This window comes from Halomicrobium sp. HArcht3-1 (assembly GCF_058933345.1).
The window spans coordinates 48,993-66,037 of sequence record NZ_JBZYDM010000002.1 but is presented as its reverse complement, the minus strand read 5'-3'; the positions used below and the strand labels follow the sequence as shown (position 1 = coordinate 66,037).

Genomic DNA, 17,045 nt, shown 5'->3' with positions numbered 1-17,045 from the left:
TCGCGATGCTGGCTTCGAATCACTCACTCGATCTGGATCGCCGGCCGTCCCGGCTCTGCTTTCCGAGCGAGATCGGCGTCGGCGTCCTCGCCGGCCCGGACGGTCACTTCGGCACCGAACTCCTCGGCGATCAGCCAGCGGGCGCGAGCGAGCACTTCGACCTCGGTTGCGGCATCGAGCGTCCCGGTCAGGGACTGCAACTCTGCTTGCAGGTCCTTGGCGTAGTCCGGTGCGCCGTCTTTCCCGCGGAAGCGTTCGTCGCTCATAATCTCGCCGACGAGATTGTCGCCATCGAAGTCGCGGGCGATCTCGTGGGCGTCGAACTTCCACTCGGGGGCGACGGCGATCTCGACGTGGCTCGGGTCTTCGATATCGGCCACGTCGACGATCTGGCGCACGTCCTCGCGGGTGTCTTCGACGAGCTTGCGCTCCAGTTCAATCCGTTCTCGGTCCCCCTCGAACGTGGGCCACGTCGCCTCGGTGACGAAGCCGTCCCGATCCATTGCTGCCCACAGTTCCTCCGTGACGTGTGGCGCGACGGGTGCGAGCAGTCGAACGATGGTCGACAGGGCTTCCTCGACGGTCTCTGCGTGGGGTTCGGTCGCCTCGGCGTACCGGTCCAGCAGCGCCAGCAGTTCGCGGGTCTCGCGCAGCGCCTCGGTGAAGGTCAGGCGGTCGTAGCTCCGGCCCGCGATGGCAGTGACGCGGTCGATCTCACGTTCGACGTAGGCGGTCACGTCGCCGGCCTCGCCTTCGGGCGGGTCCGCGACGTGGTCCTCGACGGCGTCGTACAGTCGCTGGAGGAAGCGGTGGCTGGATGCGACGCCTTCCTCTTTCCAGTCGAAGTCCCGCTCCGGTCGGGCGGCCTGCATCATGAACAGGCGGGCGGTGTCGGCGCCGTACTCGTCGACGATGGCCTGTGGGGAGACGACGTTGCCCTTCGACTTGGACATCTTCTCACCCTCTAGCTGGACCATCCCCTGCGTGACGAGGTTCGCGAACGGTTCGCGGTGGTCGAGCATGTCCAGATCGGCGATGGCCTTCGTGACGAACCGGGCATAGAGCAGGTGCATCACTGCGTGCTCGATGCCGCCGACGTACTGGTCGACGGGCAGCCAGTCGTTGGCGCGCTCCGTGTCGAACGGCGCGGAATCGAGGTCGGGCGACGTGTAGCGCAGGAAGTACCACGAGGAGTCGACGAAGGTGTCCATCGTGTCGGTCTCGCGGCGGGCCTCGCCGCCACACTCGGGACACTCCGTGTGGACGAACTCGTCGACCTCGTCCAGCGGATTGCCGGTGGTCTGGACGAACTCGGGGAGTTCGACCGGCAGGTCCTCGTCGGGGACGGGCACCGCACCGCACTCGTCGCAGTGGATCATCGGGATCGGCGTGCCCCAGTAGCGCTGCCGGGAGATGCCCCAGTCGCGCAGGCGGTACTGCACGTCGTGGCTCGCGCCGGGGATGTCGCCTTCGAGGGCACTTCTGGCGTCGGCGCTCGTGAGACCGTCGTAGTCGGTCGGGTCGGTGCCGCCCGTGCCTTCCGCGTCGGCGGGCACCTCGCTGTGGTCGACGACACCATCCTCGGTGTAGGCCGACTCGCTCACGTCAGGCAGGTCGCCCCCCGAACTGTCCTCGGGTCGGATCACCGGCCGAATGGGCACCTCCTTCTTCGTGGCGAAGGCGTGGTCGCGCTCGTCGTGGGCCGGTACGGCCATCAGTGCGCCCGTCCCCACGTCCGAGAGGACGAAGTCCGCGACGAAGACCGGAATCGCCTCGCCCGTCGCGGGATTGGTCGCCGTCAGGTCGGTGGCGACGCCGTTGGGTTCGTCGCCGTCGGGGTCGGCGACCTCCTCGATGAAGTGGGCCACGTCCTCGTCCGCTTCTGCGAGATCCTGTGCGATCTCGGTGTCGGGCGCGACGGCGAAGAAGGTCGCGCCGTGGATGGTGTCGAGGCGGGTGGTGAAGATTTCGACTTCGCCGTACCCCTCCACCTCGAAGGGCACCGTCGCGCCGTGCTGGCGGCCGATCCAGTCTCGCTGCATCGCGCGCACACTCTCGGGCCACCCCGCCAGATCGTCGATGTCGTCGACCAGTTCGTCGGCGTAGTCGGTGATCGTCAGGAACCACTGATCGAGGTCCCGCTGGGTGACGGGGGTGTCACAGCGCCAGCACAGCTCTGCCTCGCCCTCGACCTGCTCGTCGGCCAGCACGGTCTCACAGGAGGGACACCAGTTGACTTCCGACCCTTTGCGCTCGACCAGTCCTTCCTCGCGGAAGCGCTTGAACAGCCACTGATTCCAGCGGTAGTACTCGGGATCGCAGGTGGTGACTTCTCGGTCCCAGTCGTAGCCAAAGCCCATGTCCTGCATCTCCCGCTTCATCTTCGAGATACACTGGCGGGTCCACTCCTCGGGACTCGTATCGCGGTCCTCGGCGGCGTTCTCGGCGGGCAGCCCAAAGGAGTCCCACCCCATCGGGTGGAGTACGTTCTCACCTTGCATGCGCTGATAGCGCGAGTAGGCGTCCGTGATCGTGTAGTTGCGGACGTGGCCCATGTGGAGGTTCCCGGATGTGTAGGGGAACATCGCCAGCACGTACTCGGGGTCGGTCGCGTCGTCGGGCGTGCGGAACACGTCGGCGTCGTCCCACTCGCCCTGCCACTTGGGTTCGATCTCGCTCGGATCGTACCCGTTGTCTGCGTCTGACATCGTTCTTACTGGGTCCCAAGAAGCCCGGGATTAAAAGGAGTAGATGTTTCGCTCGGCAGGAGATGACGCTCACGGACTGGATTCGGCAACAGTCGTACTATCAGACGCACGGCTCACAGTGACCGAGGCACCGAAAGCCCTCGACGCGCTCGATGGCGTCTGTGCCGGATATCCTCGCATTCGCTCGGATAGAGCCGCCCCAGACACCACGAGACGCGTCTCGCCCTATCGTCGTCTTCGTACTCATACTGTCGGCTGTAAGTCTGTGAAGAATTTCGTGACCTCGGGGTCGCGAATATCTTGAAACAGTTACAGCCGACAGTATCACGACATCCGAAGTTCCGAACGTCACGGTCTATTCGTCCACGAGTCGTCCATGCTCGTCGATCTCGCCGGCGACGATCCGGGTCGAGGAGATTCGCTCCCCGTCGTCGGCCAGCACGTAGGGAGCGACGAGACCCTCGATCGGCGCGAACCCTCGCTCACGCCGCTGTGCGTTGATGTCGGCCAGTTCGTGTGCCGTCTCGGGTGAGACTACCAGCGCGTCCACGTCCGGCTCCGTCACGGCAAAGCCCTCCTCGTCGTCGAGCGCACGGTACTCGACCGGCCGGTCCCACTCGTCGAGTCGCTCGATCTCCTCGCGGACTCGCTCGATGCGCTCGTCGTGAGGTGGGACTGCTCGTGTGCGCGAGGCGTTCGCGAGTCTGTCGGTCGTCACCCCCACGAGGACTCCTTCGTCACCGTAGCGTAGTGCGGTCTCGAACAGACGACGATGCCCGTCGTGGATCGGTCCGAACGTGCCGGCGACGACGACGTTCATACGGGAGCCGTCGCCGGCCGGTCGGAAAATCGTTGGCCCCGCCACACTTACGCTCGCGCCGCGCCACGGTTCGAGTAGATGCCGAGCCTCGACGATCCGGTCGACATCGGCGGCGTTTCGATCCCAAACCGGCTCTATCGCGCGCCGTTACTGGAGTGTGCCGGCAACGGTCCCGACGCCGTCGATACCCTGATCGACGAACTCGAACCCACCGCCGAATCCGGCGTCGGCCTGCTCTTTCAGGGAGCGAGTATCGTCACCGACGAAGGGGGCTGTGCCGCGCCGAACATGACGCGGGTCCACGACCCCGACTTCGTCGCTCGACTCGAACGACTGACCGGGACGATCCACGACCACGGCGGGACGATATTCCTCCAGCTCGCCCAGGGCGGCCTGCGCAGCATGGAGGTGTGGCACGCCGAGTACCGCGAGCGCAACCCCACCCTCGAACAGCTCGCCGTCTCGCGCCCGCCGTGGCAGCTTCGCCTGCTCGACCGCGCGGGACTGATCGACCTCTCGCCGCGCGTGCTGGACACCGACGAGCTGTACGGCCTCGCCGACCAGTTCGGGCGCGTTGCGGGGTATGCCGTCGATGCCGGCTACGACGGGATCCACCTCTCCGGGGCGAACATGAGCCTGCTCCAGCAGTGCTGTTCGCCCTTCTTCAATCGTCGCGACGACGAGTTCGGACCGGACCCGGGCGAGCCAGCGGCGGGCGGCCGGCGCTTCCTCGAAGCGATCCACGACGCCGTGCGCGAGCACGCCGGCGACGTACCGCTCGTGACGAAGGTCCCGGCGGAGACCGCTGCGCCGAAATTCGTTCGAAGGCATCTTTCCTTTGCCGACGCCGTCGGACTGGCGACCGACCTCGTCGACGCTGGCTACGATGCCGTCGTCCCGGTCGAGGTGTCGACGTTCTGGGACATGAGCATCGTCAGGGGCGCCTACCCCGACCGGGCGTGGGAGGCCGAGGACCTGCAGGCCGACTACGCGGCGGTGTTCGGTGGCCCGCTCCGGGCACGCGTCGTATCACTTCTCAACAGAGCACAATCACGGCGGTTCGACCGAGCGCCGGGGTGGAACGAACGACTCTGTCGGGCCGTCCGCGAGCGCGTCGACGTGCCGGTGTTGTGTGAGGGTGGCATCCGGGAACGAGCGACCTGTGATCGACTGCTTGGTGACGGCGAGCGTCGCCACCACTCGACGGCCCCGGCCGCCGACCTCGTGGGGCTGGGCCGGCCGTTCTACGCCGAGCCACGGCTGGGAGTGCGCCTGCTCGGCGGCCACGACGCGCTGTGTGCGAGCTGTAACAACTGCACGATCCCGCAGGTCACCGGGGAACCGGGGCGCTGTCGGACGCCGTCGGTCGTCCGCGACCGGGCACGCCTCGACGAGTGCGGAGCCTACGAACGCGGTGGCACCGGAGAAAAGTAGTGTCGCTGTCACGATTCCGAAGGCTCATTTCGCTGGCCCCCTGAACCCGGAGCGATGGACGAGGCGATCGAGTCGAGACGGGTCACCGTGCCGGTCGACGGGACGGCGACGGAACTGCGGTATCTCACTGGCGGCGACGGGCCACCGTTGCTGTTCTTACACGGGATCGGGCTGGACGCGGCGACAGTGTCGTGGCGCTACGCGTTGCCGGCGCTGGCCGAGGACTACACCGTCTACGCACCGGACCTCCCCGGCCACGGGGCCAGCGCCAAGCCACGGCGGACGTACACGACCGACTACTACGTCGATGTCCTGTCGGCGTTCGTCGACGAACTCGGGATCGCCGGTGCGGGCGTCGTCGGCATCTCGATGGGTGGCGCGGTGGCGCTGGGCCACGCCCTCGACGGTGGCGACCCCGAGCGGATGGTGCTGGTCGACAGCTACGGGCTGGGTGGGGACGCCTACTGGCGACAGAGTGCGAGTCTCGCGCTCCGGGTTCCCTTCGCCGACAGCATGCTCTGGGGAACGATGGGGTCGCGAACGGCCGTGCGGACGAGCCTCAATACCATGTCGGGGAGCCGTCTCCCCGACGACCTCGTCGACGACGTACACGAGGCAGTCACCCCGGCAACGATGCGAACGCTGCGTAGCTGGCAGCGCCACGAATTTCAGGCCGACGGCCTGCGGACCGACTTCAGTGACCGGCTTGGAGAACTGGACGTGCCGACGCTGCTGGTCCACGGGATCGACGATCCGCTCTTGCCGGTGTCGTGGTCAGAACGGGCGAGCGAGCGGCTGCCCGACGGACGGTTGCACTCGGTAGAAGGCTGCGGACATTGGCCGCCCAGAGAGCGGCCAGAACGCTTCAATCGGGCAGTGACGAGCTTTTTCTGACTACTCGTCGTCTTCGGGCAGGTCGTCGATGAGGACGACAGCCTCGCCGTCGATGACGACGGTGCCGTCGTTGAGGACGCGCGTCGTCAGCCGATACTGATCGTCACCGAGGTCCTCGACGATCTCGATTTCGGCGGTCAGACGGTCGGCGGGTCGAACCGGATTGTGGAACTCCAGATCCTGCGAGAGATAGATCGTGAGTCCGGGCAGGCGCGCGAGTGCGGCACTGATCAGCCCGCCGACGAGCGTGCCGTGTGCGATCCGGCCACGGAAGCGTGTCTGGGAGGCGAAGTCGTCGTCGAGGTGCAGTGGGTTCGTGTCGCCGCTTGCGGCCGCGAACTGTTTGATGTCGTTGTTCGAGATACGTTTGGTGAACTCGACGCGGTCGCCGACGCCCAGTCGATCAGGGTGGTCTGCGCTCAGTTCGACGTGCCACTCGGGGAGGTCCTCGTCGGCCTCGATCCGTTCGGCAGGGAGCGTCTCCCCATCTGTTTCGTCGTCCGGTCGTACACCGAACGCGGCGAACGCTGCCCGATTAGCCGCGACGACGCTGTTGAACATGTGCGAGGACGTCTCTGTCCACGTGTCCAGCAGCGGATTCCTGTGAGATTCAGAACTCATCGCTGGACGTTGATTGGTACTACCGATATTAAAACATGGTGGTGACCGCTGTTTCGCCGTCAGATCGTTCCTACCGCCGGACAACGGCGGATTAAACAGTGATAAGTAACACTGCGGTGATAGAAATTCCACCACCCAATGGCAACAGATGGTATCTGATGGTATTGAGCGCAAGCTTTATCCTATTGAAAGGTGTAGGTAGGAGTACCCGATGACCGACGAGAACGACGTCACGATGTGGCCCCCGATGTTCAAGGGGATGCAAGAAGCCAGCGAGCAGGCGATCGAATCCCAGCAAGAGATGATGAAACAGCTGTTCTCGGCCGGCGGCGGTATGCCCGGTCTCGATATGAATCAGCTGGGTGCGATGAGCCAGATGGCGACGTTCAAGACGCGCGTCCAGAGCGGCGGACGCATCAGCATTCCCGACGCAGAGCGCGAGGCGCTCGACATCGAGGAAGGCGACATCGTTCAGGCAGTCGTTCTCCCGGTCAAGCGGAACCGCACGGAGTAATCCCATGAGCCAGTACACAACCCCAGTCACCACGGCGTTCGAGATGCAGCGCGCGACGATCGAGCAGAGCCAGAAGGCCTTCAAGCAGGGCATCGAGTTCCAGAAGAACATGAACGAGGCCATGCTTGGCAGTCTCGACAGCCAAGAGTCGGCCCAGCGCCGTAGCGTCGAACTCGCCCAGACGGCCGTTCACAGCTACCTCGACACCATCGAGTCGACGATTCCCGGCGTCGCACCCACCGTCGAGGAGATGCGCACGGCCATCGACGAGCAGTACGACTTCCTGCTGGAAAACCACGCCGAAGCCTTCGAGAACGTCGAGGCCGAGTGGGCCGAGGGCGTCGAGAGCTACGACGAGATGACCGGCGACGTCGTCGCCGCGCTCGACGAGCAGATCGACCTGCTCGTCGAAGCCCACGAGGACCTCGAAGACCAGTCCGTCGAGGCCGTCGACCAGTGGGCAGACCAGCTCGAAGACCTGCAGGATCAGGTCGAGGAAGTCCAAGAGCAGGTCCGCGAAGTGCAGGAACAGGCCGCGACCGCCGTCGAGGCGTAAACCGTCGCACCTTTTTGCTGTCTACACTAACACTACTATTATGAGTGACACGAACCAGATTCAAGAGGAGTGGACGGAGATGGTCGAGCAGATGAACGAAGCCGTCTCCGAGTCGGTCGAACAGAACATGAAGGCACAGGCAGCCTTCGTCGAATCGTGGGCCGACGCCGTCGAGGATTCGATCCCCGAGGAGGACAACGTCATGGAGGGGATTCAGGGGTACAATCAGGCCTACGAGGAGTGGATGAACGCCGCAGAGCAGATGCTCGAACGCACGGGCGACGCCGCACAGGGCGAGGATGTCGACCCCACGGAGTTCCGTGACATCTGGCTCCAGTCGGCAAACGAGGCGTTCAAGCACGTGATGGGAACCTCGGCCTTCGCCGCCGCGAACGGCCAGCTCGTCGAGACGATGATGGAGATGCGCCAGCAGGCCGACGACATCCAGCAGGACTCGATCGCCCAGATGGGCTTCTCGACGCGCGAGGACGTCGACGAAGTCGCCGAGCGACTGGTCGAACTCGAACGCCGCCAGCACGACGTCGAGCAGAAACTCGACCGGATCCTCGACCACCTCGAGGAATAATCATGCCACCAGCCAATCCCTTCACGGCCGCACTCGACTGGCAGCGCAAGTCCCTCGAAGCGATGACCGAGGCGACCGATCAGGCGTCGGTCGCGCCCGAGCGCCTCGAAACGATGCAATCGGTCGAGGTCGGCGAGACGCCCAGCGACGTGGTCTACACCGAGAACAAGCTGGAACTGCTGCACTACGACGCCGAGGCCGCTGGGATCGACGTGCCCGAGGAGGACACGGAAGACGTTCCGATCCTCATCATCTACGCACTGATCAACCGCCCGTACATCCTCGACCTGCAGAAAGAACGGTCGGTCGTCCGCCGCCTGCTCGAAGCGGGCCACGACGTGTATCTCATCGACTGGAACGAGCCGTCGCGACTCGACCAGCACCTCACCCTCGACGACTACGTCAATCGCTACATCGAGAACTGCGTCAACGAGGTCAGCGAGCGCTCGGGTCAGGACGCGATCAACATTCTGGGCTACTGCATGGGCGGCACGATGTCGGCCATCTACACTGCGTTGAACCCCGAGAAGGTCAACGCGCTTGGCCTGATGGCCGCGGGTCTCTGTTTCGACCACACCGGGGGCGTCCTCGAAGAGTGGGGGTCGGACGAGTACTACGACCCCGAGGACGTGACCGAGACGTTCGGCAACGTCCCATCCGAAATGCTGGACGTGGGCTTCGCGCTGATGGACCCCGTCGACAACTACGTCTCGAAGTACATCCGGCTGGCAGAGAACATCGAGAACGAGGGGTTCGTTCGGAACTTCGGCCGGATGGAACAGTGGCTCTCCGACGGCGTCGACGTGGCCGGCGAGGCCTACGTCGAGTTCCTGGAGAAGATCTACCAGAACAACGATCTGTACAACAATCGCTTGGAGATCGGCGGCGAACACGTCGACCTCGACGCCATCGACATGCCCGTGCTCCAGTTGATGGGCGAGTACGACCACCTCATTCCGCCGGAGGCCTCGAAGCCGTTCAACGATGTCATCGGTTCCGACGACGTGACGACCATGGAGTACTCGACGGGTCATATCGGTCTCTCGGTGTCTTCGAGCACCCACGCGAACCTCTGGCCCGACGTGTGTGACTGGTACAAGGAACGCAATCCGCAGGCCGAGGCGGCGGCCGCTGACGCGACCGACGAGGCGGCCGACGACGACGGCGTCGAAATCGATGTCGAGTCACCCGCCGAGGCAGCGAGCGCGGCCGAGGAAGCCGTCGACGAGGCTGCGGACGACGCAGCAACCGACGGCGACGACGAAGCGGCCGGTATCGAGACTGTCGACGGTATCGGCCCGACCTACGCCGACCGCCTCCGGGCGGCCGGCATCGAGACGGTCGACGATCTGGCCGACTACGACGCGGCCGAACTGGCCGAAATCGCGGAGACCACCGAGTCACGAGCCGTCGATTGGCTCGAACAGCGATAGGTCTCGACTGCCGCTGTCGTTTTCCAGACGCCGACTTTCGCTCGACGAGCTACCGCTGCGAACAATTCCCTCGTGTGTACCTTTTCCGCCGCGTCGCTTTTCACCACTGGGTGTGAACGCAGTGGTATGCTCGATGCACAGACCTGTCTCGTCACCGGCTCTTCGCGTGGCATCGGTCGCGGGATCGCGAAAGATCTGGCCGCCCACGGTGCCGACGTGGTCGTCAACTACCGTTCTTCGGAGCGGGAAGCCTCGGCGGTCGTCGACGCCATCGAAGCCGACGGCGGCGACGCCATCGCCGTGCAGGGTGACGTGTCGGTGTACGACGACGTCGAACGGATGTGTGAGGCGGTCCACGACGCCTATGGGCCGATCGATGTCCTCGTGAACAACGCCGGCATCACGGTCGACAAGAAGTTCGAGCAGATGACTCGCGAGGACTGGGACGCCGTCGTCGACGTGAATCTGGGAGGCGTGTTCAACGCCAGCCACTGCTTTTTCGAGGACATCAAGAACGCCGACGACGGGCGACTCATCAACATCTCATCGGTCGTCGGCCAGCAGGGCAACTACGGCCAGGCCAACTACGCCACCACGAAGTCGGGTCTCTTTGGCTTTACTCGCACGCTCGCGCTGGAGATGGCCGCCAGCGGGTCGACCGCCAACTGCGTCGCACCGGGGTTCGTCGCCACCGACATGCTGGAGGAAGTTCCCAAACGCGTCCAGGAGAAGATTCTGCGACGGATTCCACTCGATCGGTTCGCCACCATCGACGACATCGCCCCGGTCGTGCGCTTCATCGCCAGCGAGGAGTCCAGTTACATGACTGGGCAAGTGATCGGCGTCAACGGCGGCATGGAGTGGTAATCATTCTTCGTCGCGGTCGGATTCGACCTGTGCTTCGAGTTCGTCGACCCGTTGGCGGAGCGATTCGAGTTCGTCGGCGTGGTCGTCACCAGTCCGTCTGTTCACGACGACGAGCACGCCGACTGTGAGGGGAACCGTCACGACGAAGAACGGCAACACGACGAGGAAGTGCTCGGCGACGAAGCCACTCTGGAGGAGCATTGCAGTCGCAGGCATTCTGTGGAAGCAACTGAACGCATCGGTCCGGTTCGTGAGCGGTCGGTACCTGCCTCGGCGCGCACAGCGACGGACTTCTCGTCCGAGTTGCGTCGGAGTGGGAGTCGAGAGACCTCAGTGACCGCGTCCGTGATCGGTCTACGCCGAACTTCTGAGATACGTGATGTTTCCGCCACTGTCAGCCGTCACTATGATCTCGACGGACGGTGGCAATCGCTCGACGGTCCACACGTATTGGTAGGTTTCACCGTCGGCGTCCGTCGTCGTGATCGTGTAGTTGCCTGTCGCAGGGAAGTCGACATCGAATTTCTGGAACTCACTGCGATCGAGCGACACTGTTTGATTGAATATCACTGTTCCAGAGTCGTTTGCAGTGACGATCGTCTGCAGTGTCACGTCACGCCCTCGGGAGTTCCGAATTCTGAGATCGTGTGGCAAGTCGCCGGTACCGACCGGTTCGGGTGTCGACGTTTCACTCGACACCGTCGTCTGCGTGTCCGTTGCCGTCGTCGAATCGGTAGTCGTCGCAGTGGTGGTCGTCGTGGTTTCTGACCCCTGCGGTGCGACTGTCGACGGTGGCTCTGCTGGAGCAATACATCCCGCAGTCGCAATAATCGTGCAGACGACGATGAGTGAGAGGATTTGAGACTTCGTATTATTCAGACCCATCTGTTGTATAGACCCCAATGCATTACCTTTTGATCATACACAGGACTGCAATTAAGATCAACGGCGGCATGGAATGGTAGTCACTCCTGCTGGCGGTCTGACTCTACCTTCGCTTCGAGGTCGTCGACCCGCTGGCGGAGTGCTTCGAGGTTGTCGTGGTCCTCACCAGTTCGTCTGTTCACGAACGCGAGCACGACGAGTATTAGCGGGACGGTTACGACGAGGAACAGCAACACGACGAGGAAGTGCTCGGCGAACGCACTCTGGAGGAGCATGTCACTGGTATATGTTATTGAGGCCCGGAAACCGTTTCGATCGCTGTCATCCCTCAAGGAACCGATTCAGTTCGCGAAATTCCTCCGTCGAGAGGACGACCTCGGTCTCGAAGGCGTCGAACCGCTCGAAGTCGTCGTCGACCGTCAGCACCGTGTTCACGCCTTCCTCGACCGCGACCTGTGCGTAGTAGCCGTCCCAGCCGTCGACGTTTGTCGTGCCTGCACGATCGAATCCGCCGCGAACGACCGACTCGGGCAGTCTGTCGTACCAGTGAATTCGCTTCGCGTCCATGAAGTTCCGGAGCAGTCGGGCGGCCTCGGCGTTCGACCGGCCGTAGTACGTCGTGAGGACAGTGTGTGCACCAAGAAGGGCGGGGTACGGGACGATCGCGTCGATCTCCCCCCTAACTGCGTCCCGCACGTACGACAGTGCCTTGTCGCGGACTGGAGCCTCCGTGTGGGCGAGCGCGATCACGCCGACATCGAACAGGTACGGACCGCCCGCGTCACTCATCGTCGTCCCGCTTCGCCCCCCGACGGACTGCGTCGCGATGCTTCTTCGCGGTCGGCTCGACATCGTCGAGGGGTGTGGTGTCCTCGCGCTCGGGAGCCGTTTCCTCGACGAGCCGTTCCATCCGTTCGAGGATCTCGTCTGGATCGTCTTCGGGTTCGACGACCGCTTTCCCGTCTTCTTCGCGGACCTCGACTTCGCTGCCGGCCGTGAGACCGAGACGCTCGCGCACTGCCTGGGGCAGGACGATCCGTCCTTTCGAGTCCACGTTCACCATATTCCCACTACCAGTGGGATCGATGTTAGGTGTTTCGACGAGCGCCCACGCTCAAGTACCGCGCCGACCCACCATCCCCCATGCGCGTCTCGGTGATCGGCGGTTCGACGGTGACAGACGAGGTGTACGAACAGGCCCGCGAGGTCGGGCGACTGCTCGGCGAGCGCGGACACACGGTCGTCTGTGGGGGGCTTGGTGGTGTGATGGAAGCGGTCTGTGCCGGTGCCAAAGAGGCCGACGGTCACACCATCGGTATCTTGCCGGGCGAAGACCGTGGGGCGGCAAACGACGACGTCGACACGGCCGTCGCGACGGGGCTGGGCCACGCGCGTAACGCGCTCGTCGTCATGAACGGCGACGCCGTCATCGCCATCGACGGCGGCGGTGGCACGCTCTCGGAGATCGGCTTCGGCCACGTCTTCGACCGTCCGATCGCCGGTCTCGGCACCCACGAGATCGCGACGCTGGACGGGATCGAGCACGTCGAGACCCCGACGGCGGCAGTCGAGTACGTCGCGACGGCCCAACGGTGACAGCTACAGCCAATCGGTGAAGCTGCCCGAAAGCAACGTCGCTTCCTGTCGGTCGACGTATCGCGACTGCATCCCCCAGATCGCTTCGGCCAGCGGCACGCCCTCGTCGACGGCCGTCTGGACCTGATTGTGTTTCCAGCGGGCCGGCGTGAGCCGCCGGTCGACGCGTTCCTGCAGGGGCTGGACGTACTCTAGGGCCTGTGCCGTCGAGAACCCACGGTTCTCCAGTCCCTCGCGGGCGAGTTCGAACAGTTCGCCGTAGATCTCGTCGGTCGCTGTCGTCTCGGTCCCGTCGGCGGTGATCCACTCGAAGTCGGCCCGCAGACCGTCCTCGACGGCGGTGTAGAAGTTCGCCTCGGCGGTCGCCCACGGGAGCGATCGAACAGGGTGCTCCAGTCGCGTGAGTGCTTCGAGCAGGCCCGCAAAGACGGCCTGAAACGCGATGGCGTCGCTGACGGTCGGCTGGGCCGGGAGCGGCCGAAACTCGATGCGAGCGTTGGCGGCCGACCGCGTCGCCCCGTCGAAGACCGGTCGGACCCACCGCCAGTACGAGCCGTGTTTGTGTCGCAGGTGCGCGAAGGCGTCGTCGAAGCGTTGGCCTTTCGAAACGGCCATCGGGACGATGGTCGTGTCGGCGACCACGTCGTCGATGGCGTCCTCGACGGTCTCGAAGTCCGCCGGGAAGGTGACTTTCGGGGCGGCGTCGCCGTCGTCTCTGGGGTTCAGCACCGACTCGAACACCCCGATTCGGTGTTCCATGTGTGCGTCGTCGAGAATCTTGCCGTCGGGTACGTCGTCGTACAGATCCGGCGGGAAAAAGGGTGCGTTGACCCCCAGCGCGACCAGCGGACCGGCGATCCGCAGCGCGTAGCGGAAGTACTCGGGGAGGTCGGGTGCGTGGGGGATCTGGTAGTGCGGTTGGATCGAGGTGATCAGGCTCTCTGGCATCACCGTATCGGCTTCCAGCGAGACGTTCGGGGCGTCCAGACACATCCCCGAGGGGTAGTCGGTGTTAGCCATCGCGTGATAGCGCACCGCCGCGGACATGTTGGTCGCGATACGCACGTCCTGTGCCTCGACGGAGTCGGTGAGATAGTCGCTTGCGGTCTCGCCGTTCGGCGGGACCGTCCACATGCCGTCGGAGACCAGCCTGATGTTCTGGGTCTGGGTCTGTTCGAGTGCGGGCGCGAGGTTGGCCTTGAGTTCGGCGAACTGGGCTTCGAGGCCGTGCTCGTTGAGTGGCTGGGGGCTGGTCTGCATCTCGGCGTTGTGCAGTCCCAGTTCCTTCTCGAAGCCGATGAGTTCGAGTAAGCTGCGGGGCACGCGCTGGAGGGCGTCGGTGCGGTCGTCGACGGCGTACAGTTCCAGTTCCAATCCGACGATGGCTTCCGTGTTGTCGAAGGTGCCGTCCCGGACCTCCGATTTGAGCCACTCGGCCTCCTCGGCGGCCCGGGCTTCGAACTCGTCGCTGTCGACCGACAGTGCCGCTCGCACCTGTTCGGCCAGTTCCGAGGCGGACATACCGCGGCCTTCTCCGGCCGGCCTGTTAAGCGTAGGCGTCTGGACACGTCCGTGGGGGGCGTTCCCGTTCGGCGACCACGATCTCAGAGGTCGGGCAGCGGGACGACGACGACCGGGCGGTCGACACGTTCGAGCAGCGCCTGCGCAGTCGATCCCAGTCCGGTTGCCCCTTCGACGCCCCGATGGGGACCGACGATCACCTCGTCCGGGTCGTGGTCGTCGATGGCGTCACGGAGTGTCTCGGTCGGCTCTCCCTCGACCGTCTCGGTCGTTGGCATTACCGCGGCGAGCCGCGAGCGGGCGACGTTCGCAGCGTCACCTGCGTCTCGCTCGGGCGCGTTCGGCTCACGAACCGAGATCACGACCACCTCGTCGGTCGCGGGATCGAGGCGTGGCTGGAGGTAGTCCGCGGCCGCGGCTGTCACGTGGACCGACGACGTGGCGACGAGATAGTTTGTCATGGCCGGGCTGTCGACTGGGGAGAGCAAACCAATTGCGGGTCCTGACGAGCGAGGGACTTTTTTGATCCGCCACCGAGGGGACCGGTAGATGGATCTCGAATCGGTCTCCGGCGTGGGCGAGAAGACGGCGGCGGCGCTGGCCGAACTCGACGAGCCAGCACGGGCCCTGCGCGAAGGTGACGTGGCGACGCTGGCACAGGCCCCGGGGATCAGCGAGGGGCGGGCCGCCCGGATCGCGCGGGCGGCGATCCGCGACGAGCACGACGACCCCGGCGGGTGGGCGGCGACGAGTCGCGCCCGCGAAATCTACCGCGACGCGCTCGGACTCCTCCAAGAGCGGACCGTCACCGACTACGCCGAGAAGCGACTGGAGACGATCTACCCCAGTGCCGTTCCCGAGCGGATCGAGGCCGTCCGCGAACGGGCGCGTGCGGCGATGGATCGCGACCCGGACGACGCCGTCGTCGACGCGCTCGCTGGCGTCGAACCGCTGGCCGACCCCTCGGACGTGCGCGTGCGTGATCGATGTCTCGCCACCACCGACGCCGAGCGCTACGCCGCGGCCAAGGCTGCGATCCCCGAGGTGACCGTCGAGGTCGTCGACGACGCCCGGCAACTGGCCGAACTGGGCCGGAGCTACGCCACCGTCGTTGCACTCGATGAGTCTTTCGCCGGCCTCGATATCGAGGGCGACGTGCGCGTCCAGCCAGACGCGCTGGACAACCCCGCGGATGTGGTGCCAGAGCGCCCGCTGGCCTTCTTCGCGCGCAATCGTGATCGCCTGCGAGCGAGTGCCCAGGTCCACCGGGCAGCGGGGCTGGACGCACCCTGTGATCTCGACACGCTCGACGACGCCCTCTCTCGGCTCGACGACGACGGCAGTGTGCGGGGCGACGACGAACTCGACCGGCTGACCGTCGCCGTCGACGATCTGGACGCGGCGGTGTCGACCGCCGAATCGGTCGCCAACGACCACCTCCGGGACGCCATCGAGGAGCGAGACGTGACTATCGAGGGGACGGACCTGCTGTCGCTGGTCGAACGCGGTGCGGGCGTCGACTCGCTGCTCTCGCGGGAACTGGCCGACGAGTACGACGCCGCGGTGGCCAAGGCTCGCGACCACCTCGTCGACGCCCTCAACGTACAGGACACCGAGGCGGTCGCCCGACGGGTGATCCCGGACGACCCGAGCTACCCCGTCGAGCGCAACGAGGACGCGGTGTCGCGACTGCGAGAGGAACTGACCGCCGCCAGAGATCAGCGCGCGACGAAACTGAAACGCGACCTCGCCAGCGAACTGGCGGGCTTGCGCGAGGACGCCGAGTCGCTCGTCGACGACGCGCTCGAACTGGACGTGGAACTGGCGATCGCTCGCTTCGCCCGTGATTTCGACTGTACGATGCCCGCCGTCGGTGGAGTCGAAGGGACGGAGGACAATTCCGGATTCAGCATCGAGAGCGGACGCTCGCCCCTGCTTGACGTGGCCTTCGATGCGGTCGAACCGGTCGACTACGGCGTCGACGGCGTCGCCCTCCTGTCGGGTGTCAACAGCGGCGGGAAGACCTCGACGCTGGATCTGGTCGCGCTCGTGACGACGCTCGCCCATATGGGCTTGCCCGTCCCCGCCGAATCCGCCCGGATCGGTCGCGTGCGGGAACTGCACTACCACGCCAAGACACAGGGGACCCTCGATGCGGGCGCTTTCGAGGCGACCCTCCGGGACTTTGGCGCGCTGGTCGAGGGCGTTGACGGCGGTACCGGGGACGGTGCCGGCGGGCGCGTCATGGTGCTGGTCGACGAACTGGAGTCGATCACCGAACCCGGCGCGGCCGCGACGATCATCGCCGGTATCCTCGAAGCACTCACAGACCGTGAGGCCACAGGCGTGTTCGTCTCCCATCTCGCGGGCGACATCATAGAGGCCGCCGACGCCGCGTTGACGGTCGACGGCATCCAGGCCGAGGGGCTGGTCGACGGCGAACTCCGGGTGAACCGCTCGCCTGTGAAGGGGACACTGGCCCGCTCGACCCCGGAACTGATCGTCGAGAAACTGGCCGACGACGCCGACGGCGACTTCTACGGCGACCTGCTCGGGAAGTTCGAGTAGGGCGGAACGAACGCTATTTGAGGCCACGCACCCACTTCGTCG

At 65.1% G+C, this 17,045-nt stretch carries 19 protein-coding genes; 9 read left to right on the top strand and 10 right to left on the bottom strand.

The window, feature by feature from the left end; all coding sequences use genetic code 11:
• Window positions 1–23 precede the first annotated feature (23 nt).
• Window positions 24–2,708 carry a leucine--tRNA ligase gene (gene leuS / locus AC5FRW_RS03375; protein WP_493567017.1) on the bottom strand — a complete coding sequence of 895 codons (2,685 nt, stop codon included), beginning with the start codon at window positions 2,706–2,708 and terminating at the stop codon, window positions 24–26.
• 355 nt (window positions 2,709–3,063) lie between these two features.
• On the bottom strand, window positions 3,064–3,528 hold the full coding sequence (locus AC5FRW_RS03370; protein ID WP_493567016.1) for a phosphopantetheine adenylyltransferase: 465 nt from the start codon (window positions 3,526–3,528) through the stop codon (window positions 3,064–3,066).
• A 78-nt stretch (window positions 3,529–3,606) separates the two neighbouring features.
• Here AC5FRW_RS03370 and AC5FRW_RS03365 point away from each other — a divergent pair, with 78 nt between their 5' ends.
• Both AC5FRW_RS03365 and AC5FRW_RS03360 read left to right on the top strand, forming a co-directional pair.
• Window positions 3,607–4,962: an oxidoreductase gene (locus AC5FRW_RS03365; RefSeq protein ID WP_493567015.1), complete on the top strand. Its 1,356-nt coding sequence runs from the start codon at window positions 3,607–3,609 to the stop codon at window positions 4,960–4,962.
• Between the two features lie 54 nt (window positions 4,963–5,016).
• Complete coding sequence (locus AC5FRW_RS03360) at window positions 5,017–5,856, top strand: alpha/beta fold hydrolase (protein WP_493567014.1); 840 nt, start codon at window positions 5,017–5,019, stop codon at window positions 5,854–5,856.
• Here the strand turns inward: AC5FRW_RS03360 and AC5FRW_RS03355 are convergent, their stop codons facing one another.
• Window positions 5,857–6,417, bottom strand: a complete 561-nt coding sequence (locus tag AC5FRW_RS03355; protein ID WP_493567375.1) for a MaoC family dehydratase — start codon at window positions 6,415–6,417, stop codon at window positions 5,857–5,859.
• Window positions 6,418–6,688: 271 nt separating this feature from the next.
• Between AC5FRW_RS03355 and AC5FRW_RS03350 the strand changes: the two genes are divergently transcribed.
• From AC5FRW_RS03350 to AC5FRW_RS03330, 5 genes are all read left to right on the top strand, one after another.
• Window positions 6,689–6,991: an AbrB/MazE/SpoVT family DNA-binding domain-containing protein gene (locus AC5FRW_RS03350; protein ID WP_493567013.1), complete on the top strand. Its 303-nt coding sequence runs from the start codon at window positions 6,689–6,691 to the stop codon at window positions 6,989–6,991.
• Window positions 6,992–6,995: 4 nt separating this feature from the next.
• On the top strand, window positions 6,996–7,547 hold the full coding sequence (locus AC5FRW_RS03345; protein ID WP_493567012.1) for a hypothetical protein: 552 nt from the start codon (window positions 6,996–6,998) through the stop codon (window positions 7,545–7,547).
• A gap of 40 nt (window positions 7,548–7,587) precedes the next feature.
• The gene (locus tag AC5FRW_RS03340; RefSeq protein ID WP_493567011.1) at window positions 7,588–8,133 is read left to right on the top strand and encodes a poly(R)-hydroxyalkanoic acid synthase subunit PhaE; all 546 of its coding nucleotides are present in this window, start codon (window positions 7,588–7,590) and stop codon (window positions 8,131–8,133) included.
• 2 nt (window positions 8,134–8,135) lie between these two features.
• Window positions 8,136–9,566 (top strand): class III poly(R)-hydroxyalkanoic acid synthase subunit PhaC, encoded by a 1,431-nt coding sequence (gene phaC / locus AC5FRW_RS03335; RefSeq protein ID WP_493567010.1) that lies wholly within the window; start codon window positions 8,136–8,138, stop codon window positions 9,564–9,566.
• A gap of 126 nt (window positions 9,567–9,692) precedes the next feature.
• The gene (locus AC5FRW_RS03330) at window positions 9,693–10,433 is read left to right on the top strand and encodes a beta-ketoacyl-ACP reductase (protein ID WP_493567009.1); all 741 of its coding nucleotides are present in this window, start codon (window positions 9,693–9,695) and stop codon (window positions 10,431–10,433) included.
• Here the strand turns inward: AC5FRW_RS03330 and AC5FRW_RS03325 are convergent, their stop codons facing one another.
• From AC5FRW_RS03325 to AC5FRW_RS03305, 5 genes are all read right to left on the bottom strand, one after another.
• Entirely contained in the window at window positions 10,434–10,634 is a 201-nt protein-coding gene (locus AC5FRW_RS03325; protein WP_493567008.1) for a hypothetical protein, read from the bottom strand.
• Between the two features lie 153 nt (window positions 10,635–10,787).
• On the bottom strand, window positions 10,788–11,045 hold the full coding sequence (locus tag AC5FRW_RS03320; RefSeq protein WP_493567007.1) for a hypothetical protein: 258 nt from the start codon (window positions 11,043–11,045) through the stop codon (window positions 10,788–10,790).
• Between the two features lie 353 nt (window positions 11,046–11,398).
• Window positions 11,399–11,593, bottom strand: a complete 195-nt coding sequence (locus tag AC5FRW_RS03315; RefSeq protein ID WP_493567006.1) for a hypothetical protein — start codon at window positions 11,591–11,593, stop codon at window positions 11,399–11,401.
• 46 nt (window positions 11,594–11,639) lie between these two features.
• Entirely contained in the window at window positions 11,640–12,107 is a 468-nt protein-coding gene (locus tag AC5FRW_RS03310) for a type II toxin-antitoxin system VapC family toxin (protein ID WP_493567005.1), read from the bottom strand.
• Window positions 12,100–12,381, bottom strand: a complete 282-nt coding sequence (locus AC5FRW_RS03305) for an AbrB/MazE/SpoVT family DNA-binding domain-containing protein (RefSeq protein ID WP_493567004.1) — start codon at window positions 12,379–12,381, stop codon at window positions 12,100–12,102. The genes AC5FRW_RS03310 and AC5FRW_RS03305 overlap by 8 nt, the downstream gene beginning before the upstream one ends.
• A gap of 80 nt (window positions 12,382–12,461) precedes the next feature.
• Here AC5FRW_RS03305 and AC5FRW_RS03300 point away from each other — a divergent pair, with 80 nt between their 5' ends.
• On the top strand, window positions 12,462–12,914 hold the full coding sequence (locus tag AC5FRW_RS03300; RefSeq protein ID WP_493567003.1) for a TIGR00725 family protein: 453 nt from the start codon (window positions 12,462–12,464) through the stop codon (window positions 12,912–12,914).
• A 3-nt stretch (window positions 12,915–12,917) separates the two neighbouring features.
• Here the strand turns inward: AC5FRW_RS03300 and AC5FRW_RS03295 are convergent, their stop codons facing one another.
• Together AC5FRW_RS03295 and AC5FRW_RS03290 are read right to left on the bottom strand one after the other, a co-directional pair.
• Window positions 12,918–14,435, bottom strand: a complete 1,518-nt coding sequence (locus tag AC5FRW_RS03295; RefSeq protein ID WP_493567002.1) for a glutamate-cysteine ligase family protein — start codon at window positions 14,433–14,435, stop codon at window positions 12,918–12,920.
• Window positions 14,436–14,518: 83 nt separating this feature from the next.
• On the bottom strand, window positions 14,519–14,896 hold the full coding sequence (locus AC5FRW_RS03290) for a universal stress protein (RefSeq protein ID WP_493567001.1): 378 nt from the start codon (window positions 14,894–14,896) through the stop codon (window positions 14,519–14,521).
• 88 nt (window positions 14,897–14,984) lie between these two features.
• Between AC5FRW_RS03290 and AC5FRW_RS03285 the strand changes: the two genes are divergently transcribed.
• Window positions 14,985–17,003: a helix-hairpin-helix domain-containing protein gene (locus AC5FRW_RS03285; RefSeq protein ID WP_493567000.1), complete on the top strand. Its 2,019-nt coding sequence runs from the start codon at window positions 14,985–14,987 to the stop codon at window positions 17,001–17,003.
• Window positions 17,004–17,045: the final 42 nt, after the last annotated feature.

Excerpts from the sequence above, each read along its gene's own strand:
- AC5FRW_RS03305 (WP_493567004.1), bottom strand. The coding sequence starts at position 12,381 with ATGGTGAACGTGGACTCGAAAGGACGGATCGTCCTGCCCCAGGCAGTG.
- AC5FRW_RS03285 (WP_493567000.1), top strand. The coding sequence starts at position 14,985 with ATGGATCTCGAATCGGTCTCCGGCGTGGGCGAGAAGACGGCGGCGGCG.
- AC5FRW_RS03330 (WP_493567009.1), top strand. The coding sequence starts at position 9,693 with ATGCTCGATGCACAGACCTGTCTCGTCACCGGCTCTTCGCGTGGCATC.
- AC5FRW_RS03360 (WP_493567014.1), top strand. The coding sequence starts at position 5,017 with ATGGACGAGGCGATCGAGTCGAGACGGGTCACCGTGCCGGTCGACGGG.
- AC5FRW_RS03350 (WP_493567013.1), top strand. The coding sequence starts at position 6,689 with ATGACCGACGAGAACGACGTCACGATGTGGCCCCCGATGTTCAAGGGG.
- AC5FRW_RS03295 (WP_493567002.1), bottom strand. The coding sequence starts at position 14,435 with ATGTCCGCCTCGGAACTGGCCGAACAGGTGCGAGCGGCACTGTCGGTC.
- AC5FRW_RS03290 (WP_493567001.1), bottom strand. The coding sequence starts at position 14,896 with ATGACAAACTATCTCGTCGCCACGTCGTCGGTCCACGTGACAGCCGCG.
- AC5FRW_RS03310 (WP_493567005.1), bottom strand. The coding sequence starts at position 12,107 with ATGAGTGACGCGGGCGGTCCGTACCTGTTCGATGTCGGCGTGATCGCG.
- AC5FRW_RS03365 (WP_493567015.1), top strand. The coding sequence starts at position 3,607 with ATGCCGAGCCTCGACGATCCGGTCGACATCGGCGGCGTTTCGATCCCA.
- AC5FRW_RS03345 (WP_493567012.1), top strand. The coding sequence starts at position 6,996 with ATGAGCCAGTACACAACCCCAGTCACCACGGCGTTCGAGATGCAGCGC.
- AC5FRW_RS03315 (WP_493567006.1), bottom strand. The coding sequence starts at position 11,593 with ATGCTCCTCCAGAGTGCGTTCGCCGAGCACTTCCTCGTCGTGTTGCTG.
- leuS (WP_493567017.1), bottom strand. The coding sequence starts at position 2,708 with ATGTCAGACGCAGACAACGGGTACGATCCGAGCGAGATCGAACCCAAG.
- phaC (WP_493567010.1), top strand. The coding sequence starts at position 8,136 with ATGCCACCAGCCAATCCCTTCACGGCCGCACTCGACTGGCAGCGCAAG.
- AC5FRW_RS03370 (WP_493567016.1), bottom strand. The coding sequence starts at position 3,528 with ATGAACGTCGTCGTCGCCGGCACGTTCGGACCGATCCACGACGGGCAT.
- AC5FRW_RS03340 (WP_493567011.1), top strand. The coding sequence starts at position 7,588 with ATGAGTGACACGAACCAGATTCAAGAGGAGTGGACGGAGATGGTCGAG.
- AC5FRW_RS03355 (WP_493567375.1), bottom strand. The coding sequence starts at position 6,417 with ATGTTCAACAGCGTCGTCGCGGCTAATCGGGCAGCGTTCGCCGCGTTC.
- AC5FRW_RS03300 (WP_493567003.1), top strand. The coding sequence starts at position 12,462 with ATGCGCGTCTCGGTGATCGGCGGTTCGACGGTGACAGACGAGGTGTAC.
- AC5FRW_RS03325 (WP_493567008.1), bottom strand. The coding sequence starts at position 10,634 with ATGCTCCTCCAGAGTGGCTTCGTCGCCGAGCACTTCCTCGTCGTGTTG.